Origin of the sequence: Plantactinospora mayteni (assembly GCF_016862935.1) — a bacterium.
GTDB classification, from domain to species: Bacteria; Actinomycetota; Actinomycetes; order Mycobacteriales; family Micromonosporaceae; genus Plantactinospora; species Plantactinospora mayteni.
Genome location: NZ_BONX01000039.1, coordinates 33794 through 52141, shown reverse-complemented (window position 1 = coordinate 52141; position 18348 = coordinate 33794). Strand labels below are relative to the sequence as shown.

Here is an 18348-nt window from a genome sequence, read left to right as displayed (position 1 = left end):
CCAACTCCCCAAGGAGGTTGTGATGAAGAGGCTGCTCCGGCATCTGGCCGGGCCACTGCCCTACCACCGCCGGGACTGGCGCCGGCTCTGGCGGTACTGCCGCTGCGGTTGGCGCTGGCGCTGCCCGGATGCGGTCGAACTGGTGCCCACGCCCTACCAGCCACCACCCCCCGTCGAGTTGACCGAGGTGGAGCGAGCCGAGATCCGGTGCCTGTCGGCCACGCCGCCACCCGTCACGCCGAAGGCGCAGCCGCCGGCCACCCCGGAAGCGAGCCCGCCGCCGGCCCGAGGTCGGGCGAGTAACCGTCGGCCCGAGTGGGATGCGCCCACCCGTTCACATCTGGCGAACGGCCGCGCGGGTGGGCTGACGCCCGCGCAGGAGTACCGCGCTCGGCGTGGTGCGCGGGTGTGACCGGTGATCGGCCCGCAGGAGCGTTGGCGTAAGCACATTCCGACGCACCCGTCGTACCGGTGCCGCAGGTGCGCCGACCCGTGGCCGTGCCGGCCGGCTCGACTGGCACTGGTGACCGCGTACCACGACGACCGGGTGGGCCTGATGGTCTACCTCGGCGCGCACCTCGCCCGCGCGCTGCGGGAGCTGCCCGACACGCATCCCGCCCTGCTCGCGGGGCAGATCCTCTACTGGGTGCCCCGCCGCCGCTGACCGCCTCGTCACCCGACCGGCCCGCCCCGGTTCGCCGCCTTCCCCTTCGGCGACCCGGGGCGGGCCTCTGCGGCATGCGCTACCAAGGGCAAGCAACCCGAAAGGCAAGCGCTCCCAAAGGCAAGCACTCCGAAACGACGGTGGTCCGGCGGTCGACCGGAGCGCTCCGGTCGACCGCCGGACCGGGCCAGCCGGGCGGCGGGTCCTGCGGTCTGCCGCCGGGGAGGAAGCGGGCCGCGTGGGCCCCGACCCGCCGATCCGCTGGCGCGGGGAGATGGTCAGTTCACGCTGCCCAGTCCGGGCCGGTGGCCTCGGGTGGAGACGAACTGGTACGACAGCGAGGCGAATGCCGGATCGTTGGCGAGTTCCCGGAACCCCTGCAACTGGTTCGGGGAGAGTCCGGTGGCGAGCAGCCGGGGTTCGAGCTGGCGGGAGTTCGTCTCGTGCAGCGAGGCTCCGGTCGAGCCGCCCGGCCAGCTCTGCGAGTGGGTGATGGTGTCCACGTCGGTCAGTCCGGCCAACACCAGCTCGGTGTGTACGTCCTGCGCCCAGGCCAGGTCCGCGCCCCGGTCCTGGAGGATGCCGAGGGTCGCCTCCATCACCTGCTGGAAGAGCTTCGCCGCGTCGTCGGTCGGGGCGGCCAGCACCCGCAGTCCGGCGGTGCAGTCGAACTCCTCGACCACCAGGGCGCCACCCGGGGCGAGCGCACCGATCAGCTCGGCGAGTACCCGCCGTCGCTCGGGCAGGTGCAGCAGGACCAGTCTGGCGTGGATGACGTCGAACGGGCCGCCCTCCGGCGCGCCGGTCCGGACGTCGTGCTGGCGTACCACGAGGTTCTGTTCCGACTCCAGCCGGGACGGTTCGATGTCGGTGGCGATGACCAGGCCGGTGGGGCCGACGACCCGGGCCATGTGCCGGGCGATCGAGCCGCCACCGGCACCCAGCTCCCAACATCTCGCGCCGGGGGTCAGCACCGGGGCGAGCCGCTCCGCCGTTATCGGATCGAGGAACGTCTCCAGCGCACGCATCTGCGCCTCGGCCTCCGGAGAGCGGTTGTCGAACGCGTAGCTGCTCTTGACAGGGGTGGCAGTCACGATCGGTACCTCCTTCGTGATGATCTGTGACGACGATCCGGGCACGCGTCATCGCGCGTCGGCACCGGAGGAACATGGGGGTACCGGTGCGGACACGGAGTCAGCGGTGCGACGAACGTCGGGATCCGACGGTGCTCAGGGTGCGGGTGCGGAAGAGGATGTGGTCGGGGCGGACCTGGGGTCCGCCGAGGAGTTGGAACCAGGCACGAGCGTGCCCGGGCCTCCCGTTGGCCCGGAGCGTGTGGAGTCGGGCCCGGTCGGGGCCGTTGACTCCTGGCCGGACGGGACCGGTCCGATCCCTGCCGGCGTGGCCGCACCCGCCACACTGAGTACCGCCTCCACCGGGGCGGGGTCGGCGCGCACGGCGGCCGTCGAGTCCGCGAAGACCAGCCGGCCGTAATCCAGCACCGCGATCCGGTCTGCGACCTCGATCGCGTGCTGGAGCTGTTGTTCGACGAGCAGAACGCACAACCCGGCCCCGGCGAGTCGGGTCACGAGTTCCCGGACCCGGGCCGCCAGATCCGGGGCGAGCCCCTCGCCCGGTTCGTCCAGGAGCAGCACCCGGGGCTGGGTAAGCAGGGCCCGGGCGATGGCCAGCATCTGCTGCTCCCCGCCGGAGAGCTGGTTGCCCCGGTGGCCCAACCGCTCGGCCAGCCGGGGCAGCAGTTCCAGCACTTCCGGGATCGTCCATCTCGGACCCGTCTGCGCCGTGCCACGGCGGCGGACGGTCGCGGCCAGCGTCAGGTGTTCGGAGACGGTCAGCCGGGGAAACACCCGGCGTCCCTGCGGCACCAGGCCGACGCCGGCCCGGGCCACCCGGTGCGCCGGCTTGCCGGCCAGTTGCGCGCCGTCGACCGAGACGATTCCCCGGTACGGCCGCAGCAGCCCGGCGACCGCGTGCACCAGGGTGCTCTTGCCGGCACCGTTCCGGCCGACCAGCGCCTGCACCGTACCGGCCGGCACCTCGAGGTCGATGTCGTGCAGCACCGTACCGCCGTCGTAGCCGGCGAAGAGTCCCTGCACCCGCAGCATCACCGCACCGCCTCGGCGTACGCCCGACGGACGGCGGGGGCGTTGCGGATCTCGTCCGGCTCGCCACTGGTGACCAGTCGGCCGTCGTGCAGCACCGTGACCGTGTCGGCCAGCGCGTATACCAGGTCCAGCCGGTGTTCCACCAGCAGCACCGACACGTCCCGGGGCAGTTCGGCCAGCAGCTCGGCCAGCCGGTGTACCTCCACACCGGAGAGTCCGGCGGCCGGCTCGTCCAGCAGCAGTAGGCGGGGTCGGCCGGCCAACGCCATCGCGATCTCCAGTTGGCGCCGCTCCCCGTGCGACAGGTGCGCGGCCGTGGTCGACGCCACCCCGGCGAGTCCGACCCGGTCGAGCAGCGCCATCGCGGGCTCGCGCAACCGCCGCCGGTACCGGGCCCGGGTGCGTACGCCCCGGAATCCGCCGGCCTGGTGCCAGCCGGCGACCACGACGTTCTCCACTGCGGTCAGTGACGGCCACACGGCCGGGCGCTGGTGGATCCGACCTATCCCGATCCGGGCCCGGCGAGCCGGGCCGAGCCGGGTGATGTCCCGGCCGTCAAACCGGATCCGTCCACCGTCGACCCGGGTCGCCCCGCCGATCAGGTCGAGCAGGGTCGTCTTGCCGGCCCCGTTCGGCCCGATCAGGGCGTGCCGTTCCCCGTCGGCGACCCGGAGGTCCACCCGGTCCACCGCGACCAGCGACCCGTACCGGCGGACCACCGCCTCGGCCGTCAACAGTGGCGTCGTGGCGAATGCCGTCATCGTGTCTCCCCGCTCGACACGGGCGCGGCGCCGACCGGTTCGCCCCGGGACGGGCGGCCCTGGATTCCCGTCCCGGGGCGATCCCCCGGCCCGGTCCGGCCCCGCGAACGGGATCTGACCAGGTTGGCGAGTTCGGTCGAAAAACCTGCCACACCACGGGGAAAGAGATAGGCGGTCAGCACGAAGAGCCCGCCGAGCAGCAGCGGCGCGTACCCGGGCAGCAGGCCAGAGAGCCAGTCCCGTACCGCGATCACCAGGGCCGTACCGACGATCGCGCCGCCGATCGACGCCGCCCCACCGATCACCACGCCGAGCAGCAGCAGTGCGGAGACGTCGAAACCGAAGTCGGCCGGCGAGACGTACTGCTGTGCGGTGATCAGCAGCGAACCGGCGATCCCCGCCACCGCGCCGGCCCCGACGAAGGTCACCGCCAGGTAACCGGTGACCCGGTGTCCGGAGGCCCGGGTCCGCGCCTCGTCGTCGCGGCTGGCCCGCAACAGCAGCCCGGCCGGCGTACGCAACAGCATCACCATGGCCGCTATCACCACCCCGACGACGACCAGCGTGTACAGATAGCGTGCGCGGTCGCTGGCCAGCGGAGCCATGCCCCAGACGGGCTGGATCGCGGGGATTCCGGCGAGCCCGTCCGTCCCTCCGGTGACCGAGGTCCACCGACCGGCGGCGGTCACCGTCAGTTCACCGATGGCCAGGGTAATCATCAGGACGACCACGCCTCGGGCATACACCACCAGCGGGACGGTGAGAAGGGCGAACAGCGCCCCGGCCGCCGCACCGGTCAGTACCTGCACCACCCCGACCGACGAGACGTGCATCGCGACCAGCGCACTCGCGTACGCCCCGGCGGCGTACGGGCCGGTCTGGCCGAGCGTGGGCAGTCCGGCCAGACCGGTCAGCAGCGCCACGCTCACCCCGACCAGCCCCAGCACGAGGGTGCGGGCGAAGAGTGACGTGGTGTAGGCGTCCACGGACCACGGCAGCGCGATGGCGACCAGGAGCAGTCCGACTCCCCCGGCCCGGACCAGCCAGCGCCGGGCGGCCGGGGTCACGTCGACCCCCCAGGGCGGAGCCGCAGGAACCGGCCGGGCAGCCCACGGGCCCGGACGGCGAGTACCAGGGCCATCGCCGCGAAGAGCAGGAACGGCGCGGCCGTCGGCGCCAGCGCGACGCCGAGGCTCTGGATCTCGCCGACCGCGAGCGCGGCCAGCAGGGTGCCCTGGACCGAGCCGAGGCCGCCGAGCACCACCACGACCAGGGAGAGCAGCAGCACGGTGTCGCCGGTGGTCGGGGCCGGACCGATGATCGGCGCCCCGAGCACCCCGGCGGCGCCGGCCAGCGCGCCGGCCGCGCCGAGCACGCCGAGCCGGATCCGGGCCGGGTTCACCCCGAGGCAGGCCACCATGTCGGCGTCGTCGACCGCCGCCCGGACCAGCATCCCGGCCCGGGTCTTGGCCACCGCCAGCCAGAGCAGCACCGCGATCAGCGCCGCCACCCCGATGAAGACCAGCCGGTACGCCGCATAGCGGTGCCCGGCCACCTCCACCGAACGGTCCAGCGCGGCGGGGATCCGCACCGGCAGGCTGTCCGGACCGAACGCGGTGACCAGCAGGGCGCCCCCGGCCAGCGCCACCCCGAAGGTCAGCAGCGCCTGGGTCAGGTGGTCCCGCCGGGCGACCGGCGCGAGCAGGCCCGCGAGCAGACCTCCCGCGCCGGCCGCCGCCAGCGTCCCCACGCCCAGGGCGAGCAGCAGGCTGCCCCAGCCGCCGTCCAGCAACGCCGCGGCGAGGTACGCACCGATCGCGTACAGCAGCCCGTGCGCCAGGTTGAGGATGTTCGCCACGCCGAAGCAGAACACCAACCCGGACGCCGCGACGAAGAGCAGCAACCCGTAGGCGACGCCGTCCAGAGCCGGGATCAGGTACGGGTCGACCGGGCCGAGAACCCGCGCCGCCTGGAGCATCATCCGCCCACGGTCGCCAGGTCACCGACGACGGTGTTGGAGAGCGCGCGCCCGTCCTGCCGGACCTGCCGCAGATACCACTTCTGCACCGGCGAGTGCGTCTCCTTGGAGAACTGCCAGGTGCCGCGCGGGCTGTCGATCTGGCCGAGCCCGGCGATCGCCTTGTTGATCGTCTCCGCCGTCGGGTTGTCGCCGGCCGCGCCGATCGCCTTGTCCAGTACCGCCGCCGCGTCGTACGAGGCCATCGCGTAGGTGGTCGGTGAACCGTCGTGGTTCTCCTTCCAGGCCGCCACGAAGGAGCGGTTCTCGGCGTTGTCCAGGTCGGGCGAGTAGTTGAGTACGGAGTAGATGTTCCGGGCCGCCTCGCCCTGTGCGTTCAGTACCCCGCCCTCGGTGAGGAAGCCGGCGGCGTAGAGCGGCAGGTCCTTGATCTCCGACTGGGCGTACTGCTTCACGAAGTCGACGGCGGCGCTGCCGGCGTAGAAGGTGTAGACCGCCTCGGCACCGGACGCCTTGATCTGCGCGAAGTACGGCAGGAAGTTGGTGGTCTGCGGGAACGGCGTCCAGAGTGTCTTGCCGTCCGGGTTGGCGAGCTTGCCGCCGACCTCCTTGAAGGTGTCGGTGAAGCCGCGCAGCTGGTCGTAGCCGCCCTGGTAGTTCGGCCCGATCGCGAAGACCTCGCCCTTGACGTTGTCCCGGACGTACTCGGCGATCGCCGCGCCCGTCTCGTCGGAGAGGTAGGAGGTGAACCAGGACCGCGAGACGTCCTTCAGCCCGGGGTTGCCGTTGGAGCCGACGAACGGGATCTTCGCCTCGGCGAGCACCGGGGCGACCCCGGCCACCGAGCCGCCACCGACGATGCCGGTCAGCGCCTGCACCCGGTCCTGTTTGATCAGCTTCGTCGCCGCCGGTACGGCGGTCTGCGCGCCGTTGCCCTCGTCGGCGACGATCAGGTCGACCTTGTGGCCGCCGAGCTTGCCGTCGTGCATCCGCAGGTACAGCTCGAAACCGTCGCGGATCTCGGTGCCGACCGCCTCGTAGGTGCCGGAGAGCGAGGCGAGCAGACCGATCTTTATCGTGCCCGGCGTGCCGCCGGTGTCGTTGCCGCTGTTGCAGGCGCTGCTGGCCACGGTCAACCCGAGGGCAAGCAGCACGCCGGTCAGGGCGCGACGCCGGCTCGTACCGGTGGGGAAAGGCATGACTTCTCCAGTCGAGGGGTGAGGAAGGTTGTGGGGAAGGTGTAATGCGGCGATACGGTGCGGCGGAACTGGCTCCGGTACACCGGGTACCGCGCCGCCGTCAGCGTCTCTGCGCCACGGCAGCGCGGGCGGCCGGCGTCAGTACGTCTCCAATCCGGTTCGCCAGTTCCGTCATCTCGTAGGAGACCTTGCCGACGTCGCAACTGGGCGCCGCGAGAACCAGCAGCGAGGCACCGTCGTTGAACGCCATCGAGAACATGAAGCCGCCCTCGAGCTGGGTGACGTTGGAGATCACCGCGCCCGCTTCGAAGAAGCCCGCGGCACCCCGGAGCAGGCTGACCAGGCCGCTGCCGGTGGCCGCGAGCTGGTCGGCCCGGTCCGGTGGCAGGTTCCGGGTGGACGCCACCATCAGGCCGTCGCTGGAGATGGCGATCGCGTGGCTGACCTCCGGGGCCCGCTCGACGAAACTGTCCAGCATCCAGCCGAGATCTCGTTGGTTCACGTAGCACTCCCTGTCGCGTCACTTGTCGCCGAGGCGTTCACCAGCTTGGGACGGCGGGCGGCCACGCCCCGGGCATAGGCGGCCATCGCGTTGGCCACCTCAGCCGGGTCGCGGTGCTCCGAGACCGGCTGCTGTTCGGGTGGCAGGGCGACGCCGCCCGGCACCAGGTGCCGTTGCGGCTGACGGATCGGGAGCCCGGACGGGGTGGTCCCGGCGACGTCCGGGTTGACCAGTCCGGTGGCCGCCCGCCACCCCTCGTCACCCCGGGTCTGCCAGCCCGTCGTGGCGTAGCCACCCGTACCGTTGGATCCGTCGGTCCCGTTGGACGCACCTACCGGCGCAGCGACCGGCGGGCCGACCGGCGGGCCCGCCGGCGGGCCGACCGGAACGGGACTGCCTCCCACCGGGCCGCCTCCCACCGGGCTGCCCGTGCCGTTGCCCGTGGGCGTCTCGACCGGGATGCCCGAGCGGTCGGTGCGGAACCAGTTGTTGACCTGCTCGAAGATCACCAGCTCCTGGGTCGGGTCGTCGCCCCGGTCGGTCCGCTGGGCCGATGGCCGGAAGACCGACGCGGCCGGCAGCGCCCGCTCCGAGGCCGGCCGCCGGGCCGGGCCGTTCGAGGTGGCCGGGGACGAGGCGACCGGTACGGCGGTGCCGCGCACCCGGCCGTCCGGCATCGCCGACAACCGGCTGGGCGCCAGCAGTTGGGTCTCCGGCGGGACGGGGCGGATCAGCGTCGCCGGCAGCGACACCTCGGCGATGGTGCCGAGCTTGGGGCCGGGCCGCAGTTCGACCGTCACCCCGAGTCGACCGGCGAGCTGGCCGACCACGACCAGACCCATCGCCCGGACCGCCGCCACGTCGGTGGCCGGTGGCCGGGACAGCAGGTCGTTGAGCTGGGCCAGCCGTTGCAGCGAGAGCCCCACACCCTCGTCGCTGACCTGCACGATGACCCGGTCGCCGAGGCTGCGCGCGGTCACCCACGCCTCGGTCTCCGGCGGCGAGTACGCCGTCGCGTTGTCCATCAGCTCGGCGAGCAGGTGCACCACCTCGTCGACCTTGTCGGCCGCGACCGCCACGTCCGGGTCGACGACGCCGATCCGGACCCGGGTGTAGTGCTCGATCTGCGACAGCGCCGCCTGGACGACCTTCTGCATCGGTACGTCCTCGTGGCGTACCCGCCCGACGCCCACACCGCCGAGCACGAGGAGGCTGGCGTTGATCCGTCCCATCCGGGTCGCCAGGCTGTCCAGGGTGTAGAGCTGCTGTAGCCGCTCCGGGTCGGTCTCGTCCCGCTCGACCTTGTCCACCTGGGCGAGTACCGCGTCCACCAGCCGCTGTTCGCGGCGGCTGAGGTGGACGAAGATGTCGGCGGTGTTGGCCCGCATCACCGCCTGCTCGGCGGCGGTCCGGACGGCCGCCTGGTGTACGGCGGTGAACGCCTGGCCCACCTCGCCGATCTCGTCACCACTGGACGCCTCCAGGGTGGACGCGGACGCCCGGGCGAGCGCCTCCGGATGGATGCCGGCACTGTCCAGGCTGCGCAGCTCGGCCACCATCGCCGGCAGTTCGGTGTACGCGACCGAGTGCGCCGCGTCCCGGAGCCGCCGCAGCCGCCGGGTGATCTGCCGGGCGACCGCCCAGGTGACCAGTACGGTCAGCAGCAGCGCGACCGCCATCGCGGCGCCCTCGGCAACGGCCCGCCAGCGTTGCTCCACCCGGGCCGCGTCCACCTCGGCCAGCACGGCGGCATCGACCCGCTGCTGCACCTCGAAGAGCCGCGCGGCCCAGCCCTGGGTGGCACCGATCCAAGCGTTGGTGTTGACGTCCAGCGGGGCGCCGATCTCGGCCCGGGAGACCTGGTCCTGGAGGCGTTGCAGGGCGAGCGCCTCCTTGCCGCTGCCGGCTTGCTCCCACCAGACCTGCCACTCGCCGGGGGCGAGACCGAGGAAGGCCAGGCTGTTCTCGGTGAAGCCGGTCCGGGCGGCGGTGATGTCCTGCTGCATCGACGGGGTGAGCTGGCCGGCGGCGATCGCCCGGAGCACCGCGACCTGTTGCTGGCCGAGCGCCTCCGCGGTCTTCGACAGCGCGGCGCCGGCCCGGATCCCGTCCGCGACCTCGGCCGAGACGACGCCCTGGGCGATCGACTCCCGGTAGGCCAGCAGGTCGGCGATGATGATCCGGTAGCTGAACGTGGTGGCGGAGACGGCCGCGTGCGCGGCGGTACGCACCTGCGTGCGTAGCGGCGCCAGGTCGGCCAGCGCGTTGTCGATCCGGGCCAGTACGCTGCCCGGCCCGGCGGCCGGCTCGGGGGCGAGCGCGCGTTGCCGCTGGTAGCGCGCGACTATCTCGTCGGTGTCGGCGGCCTGCCGGGCGTAGGTGTCCTGCTGGCGGGGCGTGGCGGCGGTCAACAGGTCGGCGGCGGCCGCCCGTTCCCGCTGGAGTTGGTAGGCCAGCCGGCCCGCCTCGGCGCCCAGTTGGGCCAGCACGCCGAGGTCGCTGGCCTGCTCGGCCTGCTGGGCGCTGTCGGCCAGCGCCAGTCCGGCGAACCCGACGACCGCGACCAGCGGCGCGGCCACGATGATGCGCATCCGAGAGGCGATCTTCCAGCCGCGTCGCGGTACGGGCTGGGGTCGGGCCGCGTGGGATCGGGTGGTCGAGGCCAAGACTGACTCCCACGGCTCGTCATCGAGGAGATCTGCATCTTGCAGTTAGCAAGTCCCATTGCGCCGGACCGGCGGGGCGGGCAACAGGGTTAACCGTGGTACAAACAGCTCGTACCACTATCTGTACCCGCCGATGAACAGGCAGTTACTTCCGCAGGCAGCGGTACCCGGGAGGCAGCTCGACGGATCCCGCCGACCGGTGCCACCGCTGGTTCACGACTCAGTTCGGGTAGGGGAAGGTTCAGTGCCGGTGGCGCAGCGCGCCGACCCGACCTCGCCGGTGGGACTCGACAAAGGGCCGGCGTACCTCGCCGGCCGGCCGACGCGACTCGGTCACCGGCTGCCGGGACTCCTCGGCCGGCGGCGGGCCGTCCGGGGGGCCGGCGGCGTCGCCGTGCAACCTGTGCACCTGCGCCGCGAGTCGGTGCGCCTCCTCGGTGAGCCGGTGCGCCTCGGCCGGCTGCCGGTCGGGCTCGCCCGGGAAGTGCACCCGCAACATCTGGTCGATCAGGTCCCGCAGCTCGTCGATGGCGTCCACCACGGACTGTCGCGCTCCGACGGTGGGCTCCGGGTCGGCCCCAGTCGGGTCCGCCCGGCCGGCCGCCGCGCCGCGCGGCCCGCGCCGCCCGTCCGCGGCGAGTTGTTCGACCGCCACCTGGGGCCAGAGCGCGGTGAGCAGGCCCCCGGTGCCGAGTACGTCGTCACAGCGCACGGCCAGCTCGTGGCTGCCGTACCGGCGACCCGCCTCCACCGCCGCCACCGTCTCCCGACTGAACCGCACGCGGTCGGCCAGGGCGCGCTGGGTCAACCCCTTGCGGGTACGCCAGCGGCGCAGTTCGCGCTGGAACTCTCGGGTGGCCATCGATTCTGCGGTACCTGACGACGCAGCGTCCATTTGCTCACCTTCGTTGGTCAGCGATCCGATCACTCGCACCAGATCATGAGACGCGCGGAACAGATCATGACCCGGCATTTGCCGGGGCCAATTCTTACCTCCGGAGCGACGGGTGTGAAGGCTTACGCGCCACCTATCGTTGACGGTAAGTGAAAAACCTCGCACGCTGATCTACTTGACGGTGCGAAAATGATCTCCGGAGGAACGGGACGCCACCGGTTGCCCGGATTCATCCCTTCCGCCGTGAACGACGAATGGCGACACTCCGCAATCATCGGTCGGAGATCGGAGGTTGCGGTCACCCGTCGACGTGACGACGTCGATCGATCCCTTGCCGTTCATTGACAGACCGTGATCCGGCCCGGCCGGCTCCGACGCCCCGTCCGGGCGTACCCGTCGACGTCCTGAGCCGGACCCACCGTCGGCCGCGACCGGTGCCGGCGGGCCGGATCGGCCGCGAATCGGCCGGTCGAGACGGGATCGGCTACGCGGCGCGGGCGGTAATCGTGCCGGGTGGATCTTCGAGCCGTTCCCTCGGCGCGCTGGTGATATCGACGAGCGCGGGCAGCGCCCGATGTGCACGGAACGCGACATTGGGCTTGTAGGCGCTTACGTGCCCCGGCACCAGGCGCAGCCCGGGAATTGCCTCCGCGAGCCGCCCGAGCGCGATCCGGGCCTCCAGACGGGCGAGTGCGGCCCCGATGCAGAAATGCGGACCGTAACCGAAGGAGAGATGGTCCTTGACGTCCCCCCGGTCCGGATCGAACCGATCCGGACCGGTGAACGTCGCCGGGTCGCGGTTCGCGGCGCCGATGAGGAGCAGGCACCGTTGCCCGGCGGGGATCGTGACGCCGCCGATGGTGACCGGCCGCAGGGTGACCCGGAGCCAGCCGTCGATGGCGGGGCCGAACCGCAGCGCCTCCTCCAGGAAGGCCGGCACGCTGGCCGGGTCGTCGGCGATGCGTTCCCACCGGCCGGGCACCGACAGGGCCTGTTCGAGGCCGTGGGCGAGGAGTCCGGCGGTGGTCTCGTGGCCGGCGACGAGCAGGTTGAACGCCATCGAGGCGACCTCGTCGACGGTGAGGACCTCGTCGTCGCCGTCCCGGTAGCGCAGCGCCCGGGAGATGAAGTCGTCGCCGTCGAGGTCTCCCTCGGCCCGGCGGCCGACGAGGTCCTGGCAGTAGTGCCAGAAGTCGAGCAGGCCCTGGGCCAGGCGTACCTGTTCGGCGGGGTCGGGTTGGCCCCAGACGAGGGCGATCTGACCGTCGGCCCACTGCCGGATCCGCGCGGTGTCCCGATCCGGTACCCCGAGGATGTCCAGCACCACCAGCAGGGGCAGCAGGGCGGTGAACTCGGGGATCAGGTCGACCACCTCGCCCCGGCGGGCGGTGATGGTGCCGACGAGTTCGTCGACCCGGCGGCGCACCATCGGCCCGTACTGGGCGGCGACCCGGGGACCGGTGTTGGCGAAGGTGGCCCGCAACGCCCGCCTGGTCCGGGTGTGTACCGGCGAGTCGGCGGCGGCCGTCGTCGGCGGCACGTCGAGCCGCATCACGATCGCGAGCGCCTCGGGACACATCTCGTAGACCGGAGCCAGGGTGAGCGCGTTACCGAAACTGTCCGCGTCCCCGAACGCCTGCCGGACGTGCTCGTGCCGGCTGATCAACCACATGCCCAGGTCCTCGGCATAGTGCACACTCTCGGGGCGGTCCAGCAGATCCCGCCACACCGCGGCAGGGTCGGTCAGATAGGTACCAGCGAACGGGCTGAGTTCCATGGCCGCCTCCTGGCCCACGCTCGGCGCGCTGTCGTAGGGTTCCGATGGCAGGGCCCCGGTGGCAATAGTTCGCCCACCGGGAATCAGTTGCCCCGTAACTCCTAACGACATCTGGGAATCTCACGATGCGCTGCGACAGTCGGTAAGTCAAGGTATTCGTTTGTGCCATTGTATTGGCGCTCGGGCGCGACGTTGGTCACACCCGGGCCGAGCCCGCCAGGAGCCAGGTTGCAACTTGCCACCTGCACGTTGCTTCCTGTTCACGCCGGCCGACCGGGCATCACACCGCGTCACGGATCTCGATCCGGGGCACGCCGCGCGGCGAGGTCTCCGCCCCGGGCCCGGTAGACCGCGACCGCCCTCAACCGAGGAGGGTAATCGCGGCGAAAGGGTGCTGGCTGAGCGGTCGTTTTGGTCGATCGCCGCCAATACTAAACAACTCGGCGGGAACGCCTATGACCTTCCCCGGAAACGCGTACGTTCCAATGTGGTCACCGGGCGCCCCGGGGCGGCCACCCGACAGTCCCTTGACAGAAGTCGATCGGGGAACTGATGGGTCACCGCTCAGGGGCCGAGCGCGTGTGAGGATGATCCGCATGCGGGCTGTGGTGTTCGAGGAGTTCGGCGGGCGGCCGGAGCTGCGTACCGTGCCCGACCCGGTACCCAGCCCGGCGGGCGTGGTGGTCGAGGTCGGGGCGACCGGGCTGTGCCGCAGCGACTGGCACGGCTGGCAGGGGCACGACCCGGACATCCGGCTGCCGCACGTGCCGGGGCACGAGTTCGCCGGAGTGGTGGCGGCGGTCGGTCCGGCGGTCCAGGGCTGGCGGGTGGGCGACCGGGTCACCGCCCCGTTCGTCTGCGCCTGCGGCAGCTGCCCTTCCTGCCTCGCCGGGCACCAGCAGGTCTGCGAGCGGCAGACCCAGCCCGGCTTCACCCACTGGGGCTCCTACGCCGACCTGGTCGCGGTCGAGCACGCCGACGTGAACCTGGTCCGGCTGCCCGACGAGCTGAATTTCGCCGGCGCCGCCGCGCTCGGCTGCCGGTTCGGCACCGCGTTCCGGGCGGTGGTCGCGCAGGGCCGGGTGGCCGCCGGTGAGTGGGTGGCCGTACACGGGTGTGGCGGGGTGGGACTCTCCGCGGTGATGATCGCGGTGGCCAGCGGTGCCCGGGTGGTGGCGGTCGACGTCAGCCCGGCCGCGCTGGAGCTGGCCCGCCGGTTCGGCGCCACCGCCTGCCTGGACGCCGGCACGTTGAACCTTCTTCCACCTGAACCGCGCGGCGCACGCGCCCCGACCTCCACCCGCGGCCACGACGGACCGCAAGGGGAGGTGGAGAAGGGTTCATTGCCCGGCCCGCAGGAGGTGGCCGGGGCGGTCCGCGAGCTGACCGGCGGCGGCGCCCACCTGTCGCTGGACGCGCTGGGCAGCGCGCCGACGTGTGCCGGGTCGATCGAGAGCCTGCGGCGGCGGGGGCGGCACGTGCAGGTCGGGCTGCTGCCGGCCGCGAACGGGCACCCGGCGGTGCCGATGGACCGGGTCATCGGGTACGAGCTGGAACTGCGCGGCAGCCACGGGATGGCCGCGCACGCGTACCCGGAGCTGCTGGCGCTGGTCGGCGCCGGGGTGCTCCGGCCGGCGGAGCTGGTGACCCAGACGATCGGGCTGGCCGAGGCACCGGTGGCGCTGGCCACCCTGGATCGGCCGCGGGTCGGCGGAATCCGGCTGATCCAGCCGAACCGGGACTGACCGCCCGACGCTGGCCGCGTCTCGCTATCGAGGTTCGTCAAGGGCCGTTCCGGATGCTTTCATTGGTGCCATGGCGAACCCGGTGATCTTGACGGTCGACGACGACCCGGCGGTGTCGCGGGCGGTGGCCCGGGACGTACGGCGGCGCTACGGCGACCGGTGCCGGGTGGTCCGCGCCTCGTCCGGCGACGAGGCGCTGGCCGCGCTGCGCGAGATCAAACTCCGGGGCGACCAGGTCGCGGTGCTGCTCGCCGACTACCGGATGCCACAGATGAACGGCATCGAGTTCCTCGAAGCGGCGATGGACCTCTTCCCGACCGCCCGCCGGGTACTGCTGACCGCCTACGCGGACACCAACGCGGCGATCGACGCGATCAACATCGTCGACCTGGACCACTACCTGCTCAAGCCCTGGCATCCGCCGGAGGAGAAGCTCTATCCGGTACTGGACAGCCTGCTGGAGGCCTGGGCGGCGAGCCCGGAGGCCGCCCCGGACGAGGTACGGGTGATCGGGCACCGCTGGTCCGCGCCGTCCTTCGAGGTCCGCGACTTCCTCGCCCGCAACCTGGTGCCGTACCGCTGGCTGCTGGCCGACGAACCGGAGGGTGGGCGGCTACTGGCCGCCGCCGGAGCCGACCCGGCCGACGTGCCGGTGGTGGTCACCGCGGACGGCAGCGCGCTGGTCAAACCGACCGAGGCCGAGTTGGCGGTCAAGTGCGGGCTATCCACCACCCCGGCCGCCGACTTCTACGACCTGGTGGTGGTCGGCGCCGGCCCGGCCGGCCTCGGCGCGGCCGTCTACGGCGCCTCCGAGGGGCTGCGGACCGTACTGGTCGAGCGGCAGGCGACCGGCGGTCAGGCCGGGCAGAGCAGCCGGATCGAGAACTACCTCGGCTTCCCGGACGGGGTCTCGGGATCGCAGCTCGCCGACCGGGCCCGCCGGCAGGCGCTGAGGTTCGGCGCCGAGCTGCTGACCGCCCGGGACGTGGTCGGACTGGAGGCGGCCGGCGCGACCCGACTGCTCCGGTTCAGTGACGGCTCGTCGATCGCCGCCCACACGGTGGTACTGGCCACCGGGGTCTCCTACCGGCAGCTCACCGCGCCCGGGCTGGCCGACCTGACCGGCCGGGGCGTCTTCTACGGCTCGGCGTCGACCGAGGCACCGAACTGCGCCGGCCAGGACGTCTACATCGTCGGCGGGGCGAACTCGGCCGGCCAGGCAGCGGTCTACTTCGCCCGGCACGCCCGCCGGGTGCACCTGCTGGTACGCGGCCCCGACCTGCACCGGTCGATGTCGCACTACCTGATCGAGCAGATCGAACGGATCGACAACATCGAGGTGCACCCGCACTCCGAGGTGATCGGCGGCGACGGCACCGACCACCTGGAGCAGCTCACCATCTGCGACAACCGGGTCGGGCAGCAGAGGACCGTGAAGGCGTCCTGGCTCTTCGTCTTCATCGGCGCCGAACCGCGTACCGACTGGCTGGCCGACGTGGTGGCCCGGGACGCCCGGGGCTACGTACTGACCGGGCTGGACCTGAGCAGCGACGGGCGGCGGCCGGCCGGCTGGTCGCTGCCCCGCGACCCGTACCCGCTGGAGTCGAGTCTGCCCGGGGTATTCGCGGCCGGGGACGTCCGGGCCGACTCGATCAAGCGGGTCGCCTCGGCGGTCGGCGAGGGTGCGATGGTGGTCTCACTGGCCCACCAGTACCTGGCGGCGCAGTAAGGCAATTTCGAGCGGGAGACGGCTCACGAACACGGATCGGGTGACGAGATGGGCGGATCGGACGAACGGCTGGCGATCGAGGAACTGCGTACGCTGTTCCTGTTCGAGTCACTGGACGAGGAGAAACTCGGCTACATCCACGAGCACGGCCGGGTGCAGCGGCTGCCGGCCGGGGCCGACATCTTCGTCGAGGGTGCCGAGGCGAACTGCTTCTATGTGCTGCTCGACGGCACCGTCTCGCTGATCCGGCTGGTCCAGGGCGATCGGGTCGAGATCACCCGCACCGACCAGCGCGGCGTGTACGGCGGGGCGACCCAGCCCTACCTGAACGAGCAGCGGGTGCAGACGTACCTGAACGGAATGCGGGCGATCACCGACGTCACGCTCTTCACGCTGCCGGCCGAGGTGATCAGCACCGCGATGCGCCGCTGGTTCCCGATGGCGATGCACCTGCTGGACGGGCTCTTCATCGGCATGCGGACCACCCAGACCGTGGTCGGCGAGCGGGAGCGGCTGCTGGCCCTCGGCTCGCTCTCGGCCGGGCTGACCCACGAGCTGAACAATCCGGCCGCCGCCGCCGTCCGGGCGAGCTCGGTACTCCGGGACCGGGTCGCCGGGATGCGGCACAAGCTGGCCATGATCGCCGACGGCCGGTTGGACGGCGAGCGGCTGCAACGCCTGGTCGAACTCCAGGAGGCCGCCGTCAAGCAGGCCGCCAGCGCACCCACCCTCTCCCCGCTGGAGACCAGCGACGCCGAGGACACCCTCGCCGACTGGCTGGACGAACACGAGGTCACCGGCGGCTGGGACCTCGCCCCGACGCTGACCGCCGGCGGCATCGACGTGCCCTGGCTGGAGCAGGTCGGCACGGCGGTACGCCCCGACGACCTGGAGCCGGCGATTCGCTGGCTGACCTACACCGTCGAGACAGAACTGCTGCTCGGCGAGATCGACGACGCGCTGAGCCGGATCACCGGGCTGGTCGGGGCGGCGAAGCAGTATTCGCAACTGGACCGGGCCCCGCACCGGACGGTCGACGTGCACGACCTGCTCGACGCCACCCTGGCGATGTTCACCGCCAAACTCAAGCCCGGCATCCAGGTGGTGAAGGAGTACGACCGCGACCTGCCGGCGATCCCGGTCTACGCCGCCGAACTGAACCAGGTGTGGACCAACCTGGTCGACAACGCGCTCTACGCGATCGGCGAGGAGGGTGTGCTGACCGTACGCACCCGGCGGGACGACGACTCGATCGTGGTGGAGATCGTCGACACCGGGCCCGGCATCCCGGCCGAGGTCCGGTCCCGGATCTTCGAGCCGTTCTTCACCACCAAGCCGATCGGCGATGGCACGGGGCTGGGGCTGGACATCTCATATCGAATCGTGGTCAACAAGCACCACGGGGACATCCGGGTCGACTCCGAGCCGGGGCGTACCACCTTCCGGGTCTGCCTGCCGATCTCCGGGCCCGAGCCGGGCGCGGTCGAGGCCGCGCTCTCCTGATCCGGAAGCCGGCGCCGCCCGGCGCGTGGGCGGGTCGGCGCGGCCGGGCCGATCAGGTCAGTCAGCGCGGGCAGCCCGATCAGCTCGTCGAACGGAGCCGGCGGCCGGAGCCGTCCGCCCGCATCGCCGCGACCAGGTCCTCCCGGGCCCGGGCCACCCGGGACCGGATGGTGCCGACCGGGCAGTCGCAGACCTCGGCCGCCTCGGCGTAGCTCAGCCCGGCGACCTGGGTGGCGACGAACGCCTCCCGGCGGTCCGGCGGCAGGTCCGCCAGCAGCCGGGCCAGCTCCACGGCGCCCTCGAAGCCGGTGCTCCCCCGGGCCAGTTCGGCGTCGGCGGCGAGTTGCCAGTCCGGCAGCGACGCGACCCGGGGACGCCGCATCGCCGTCCGGACGTGGTCGACACAGGCCCGCCGGGCGATCGAGAGCAGCCACGTCTTCGCGGACGACCTGGCCGCGAAGCGCGGCAGCGCGCGCATCGCCCGCAGGTAGGTCTCCTGGGCGAGATCCTCCGCCTCACCGGCACCGACCAGGTGGGAGACGAACCGCTGCACGTCGTGCTGGGTCGCCCGGATGAAGGCCGCTGCCGCCGAGCGGTCGCCGGCCTTGGCGGCCAGTGCCAGCCTGGTGATCTCGTCGCTGTCGACGCCGGGGGGAGACATGCCCCAAAGCTACCGGTACCGGCGGCCACCTCGAATACCCCCGGTGGGCATCTGATCGCCTAACGGGGCGATCATGCCGCTGAAAGGGCTCGGCGGCACCCGGTCGAGCGGGGTCGGCGCCGGAATGCTTACCCCCGAGGGA

16 protein-coding genes are annotated in these 18348 nt (G+C 72.2%); 5 read left to right on the top strand and 11 right to left on the bottom strand.

The window, feature by feature from the left end:
• Positions 1-22 precede the first annotated feature (22 nt).
• Positions 23-412: a hypothetical protein gene (locus Pma05_RS27905; RefSeq protein ID WP_203860458.1), complete on the top strand. Its 390-nt coding sequence runs from the start codon at positions 23-25 to the stop codon at positions 410-412.
• A gap of 111 nt (positions 413-523) precedes the next feature.
• Positions 524-664, top strand: a complete 141-nt coding sequence (locus Pma05_RS42880; protein ID WP_239313243.1) for a hypothetical protein — start codon at positions 524-526, stop codon at positions 662-664.
• 278 nt (positions 665-942) lie between these two features.
• On the opposite strand, the gene Pma05_RS27895 is transcribed toward Pma05_RS42880, so the two are convergent.
• The 10 genes from Pma05_RS27895 to Pma05_RS27855 form a co-directional block, all read right to left on the bottom strand.
• Positions 943-1758, bottom strand: a complete 816-nt coding sequence (locus tag Pma05_RS27895; RefSeq protein WP_203860457.1) for a class I SAM-dependent methyltransferase — start codon at positions 1756-1758, stop codon at positions 943-945.
• Between the two features lie 135 nt (positions 1759-1893).
• Positions 1894-2790 carry an ABC transporter ATP-binding protein gene (locus Pma05_RS43575; protein ID WP_275414760.1) on the bottom strand — a complete coding sequence of 299 codons (897 nt, stop codon included), beginning with the start codon at positions 2788-2790 and terminating at the stop codon, positions 1894-1896.
• Complete coding sequence (locus tag Pma05_RS42870; protein WP_239313240.1) at positions 2790-3551, bottom strand: ABC transporter ATP-binding protein; 762 nt, start codon at positions 3549-3551, stop codon at positions 2790-2792. Before Pma05_RS42870 ends, Pma05_RS43575 begins: the two co-directional genes overlap by 1 nt.
• On the bottom strand, positions 3548-4618 hold the full coding sequence (locus tag Pma05_RS27885) for a branched-chain amino acid ABC transporter permease (protein WP_203860456.1): 1071 nt from the start codon (positions 4616-4618) through the stop codon (positions 3548-3550). The genes Pma05_RS42870 and Pma05_RS27885 overlap by 4 nt, the downstream gene beginning before the upstream one ends.
• Positions 4615-5532, bottom strand: coding sequence for a branched-chain amino acid ABC transporter permease (locus Pma05_RS27880; RefSeq protein ID WP_239313237.1), 918 nt, complete (start codon positions 5530-5532; stop codon positions 4615-4617). Before Pma05_RS27880 ends, Pma05_RS27885 begins: the two co-directional genes overlap by 4 nt.
• The gene (locus tag Pma05_RS27875) at positions 5529-6728 is read right to left on the bottom strand and encodes an ABC transporter substrate-binding protein (RefSeq protein WP_203860455.1); all 1200 of its coding nucleotides are present in this window, start codon (positions 6726-6728) and stop codon (positions 5529-5531) included. The genes Pma05_RS27880 and Pma05_RS27875 overlap by 4 nt, the downstream gene beginning before the upstream one ends.
• A 100-nt stretch (positions 6729-6828) precedes the next feature.
• Complete coding sequence (locus Pma05_RS27870; RefSeq protein ID WP_203860499.1) at positions 6829-7206, bottom strand: roadblock/LC7 domain-containing protein; 378 nt, start codon at positions 7204-7206, stop codon at positions 6829-6831.
• Between the two features lie 20 nt (positions 7207-7226).
• Positions 7227-9821, bottom strand: a complete 2595-nt coding sequence (locus Pma05_RS27865) for a sensor histidine kinase (RefSeq protein ID WP_203860454.1) — start codon at positions 9819-9821, stop codon at positions 7227-7229.
• A 316-nt stretch (positions 9822-10137) separates the two neighbouring features.
• Positions 10138-10758, bottom strand: coding sequence for a helix-turn-helix transcriptional regulator (locus tag Pma05_RS27860; RefSeq protein WP_203860453.1), 621 nt, complete (start codon positions 10756-10758; stop codon positions 10138-10140).
• A gap of 517 nt (positions 10759-11275) precedes the next feature.
• Complete coding sequence (locus Pma05_RS27855) at positions 11276-12568, bottom strand: cytochrome P450 (RefSeq protein WP_203860452.1); 1293 nt, start codon at positions 12566-12568, stop codon at positions 11276-11278.
• 596 nt (positions 12569-13164) lie between these two features.
• On the opposite strand from Pma05_RS27855, the gene Pma05_RS27850 reads away from it, so the two are divergent.
• The 3 genes from Pma05_RS27850 (at position 13165) to Pma05_RS27840 (ending at position 17545) form a co-directional block, all read left to right on the top strand.
• The gene (locus Pma05_RS27850) at positions 13165-14313 is read left to right on the top strand and encodes a zinc-dependent alcohol dehydrogenase family protein (RefSeq protein WP_203860451.1); all 1149 of its coding nucleotides are present in this window, start codon (positions 13165-13167) and stop codon (positions 14311-14313) included.
• 70 nt (positions 14314-14383) lie between these two features.
• Positions 14384-16042, top strand: coding sequence for an NAD(P)/FAD-dependent oxidoreductase (locus Pma05_RS27845; protein WP_203860450.1), 1659 nt, complete (start codon positions 14384-14386; stop codon positions 16040-16042).
• 48 nt (positions 16043-16090) lie between these two features.
• On the top strand, positions 16091-17545 hold the full coding sequence (locus tag Pma05_RS27840; protein ID WP_203860449.1) for an ATP-binding protein: 1455 nt from the start codon (positions 16091-16093) through the stop codon (positions 17543-17545).
• Between the two features lie 79 nt (positions 17546-17624).
• Here Pma05_RS27840 and Pma05_RS27835 read toward each other — a convergent pair whose 3' ends face one another.
• Entirely contained in the window at positions 17625-18206 is a 582-nt protein-coding gene (locus tag Pma05_RS27835; protein ID WP_203860448.1) for a sigma-70 family RNA polymerase sigma factor, read from the bottom strand.
• Positions 18207-18348: the final 142 nt, after the last annotated feature.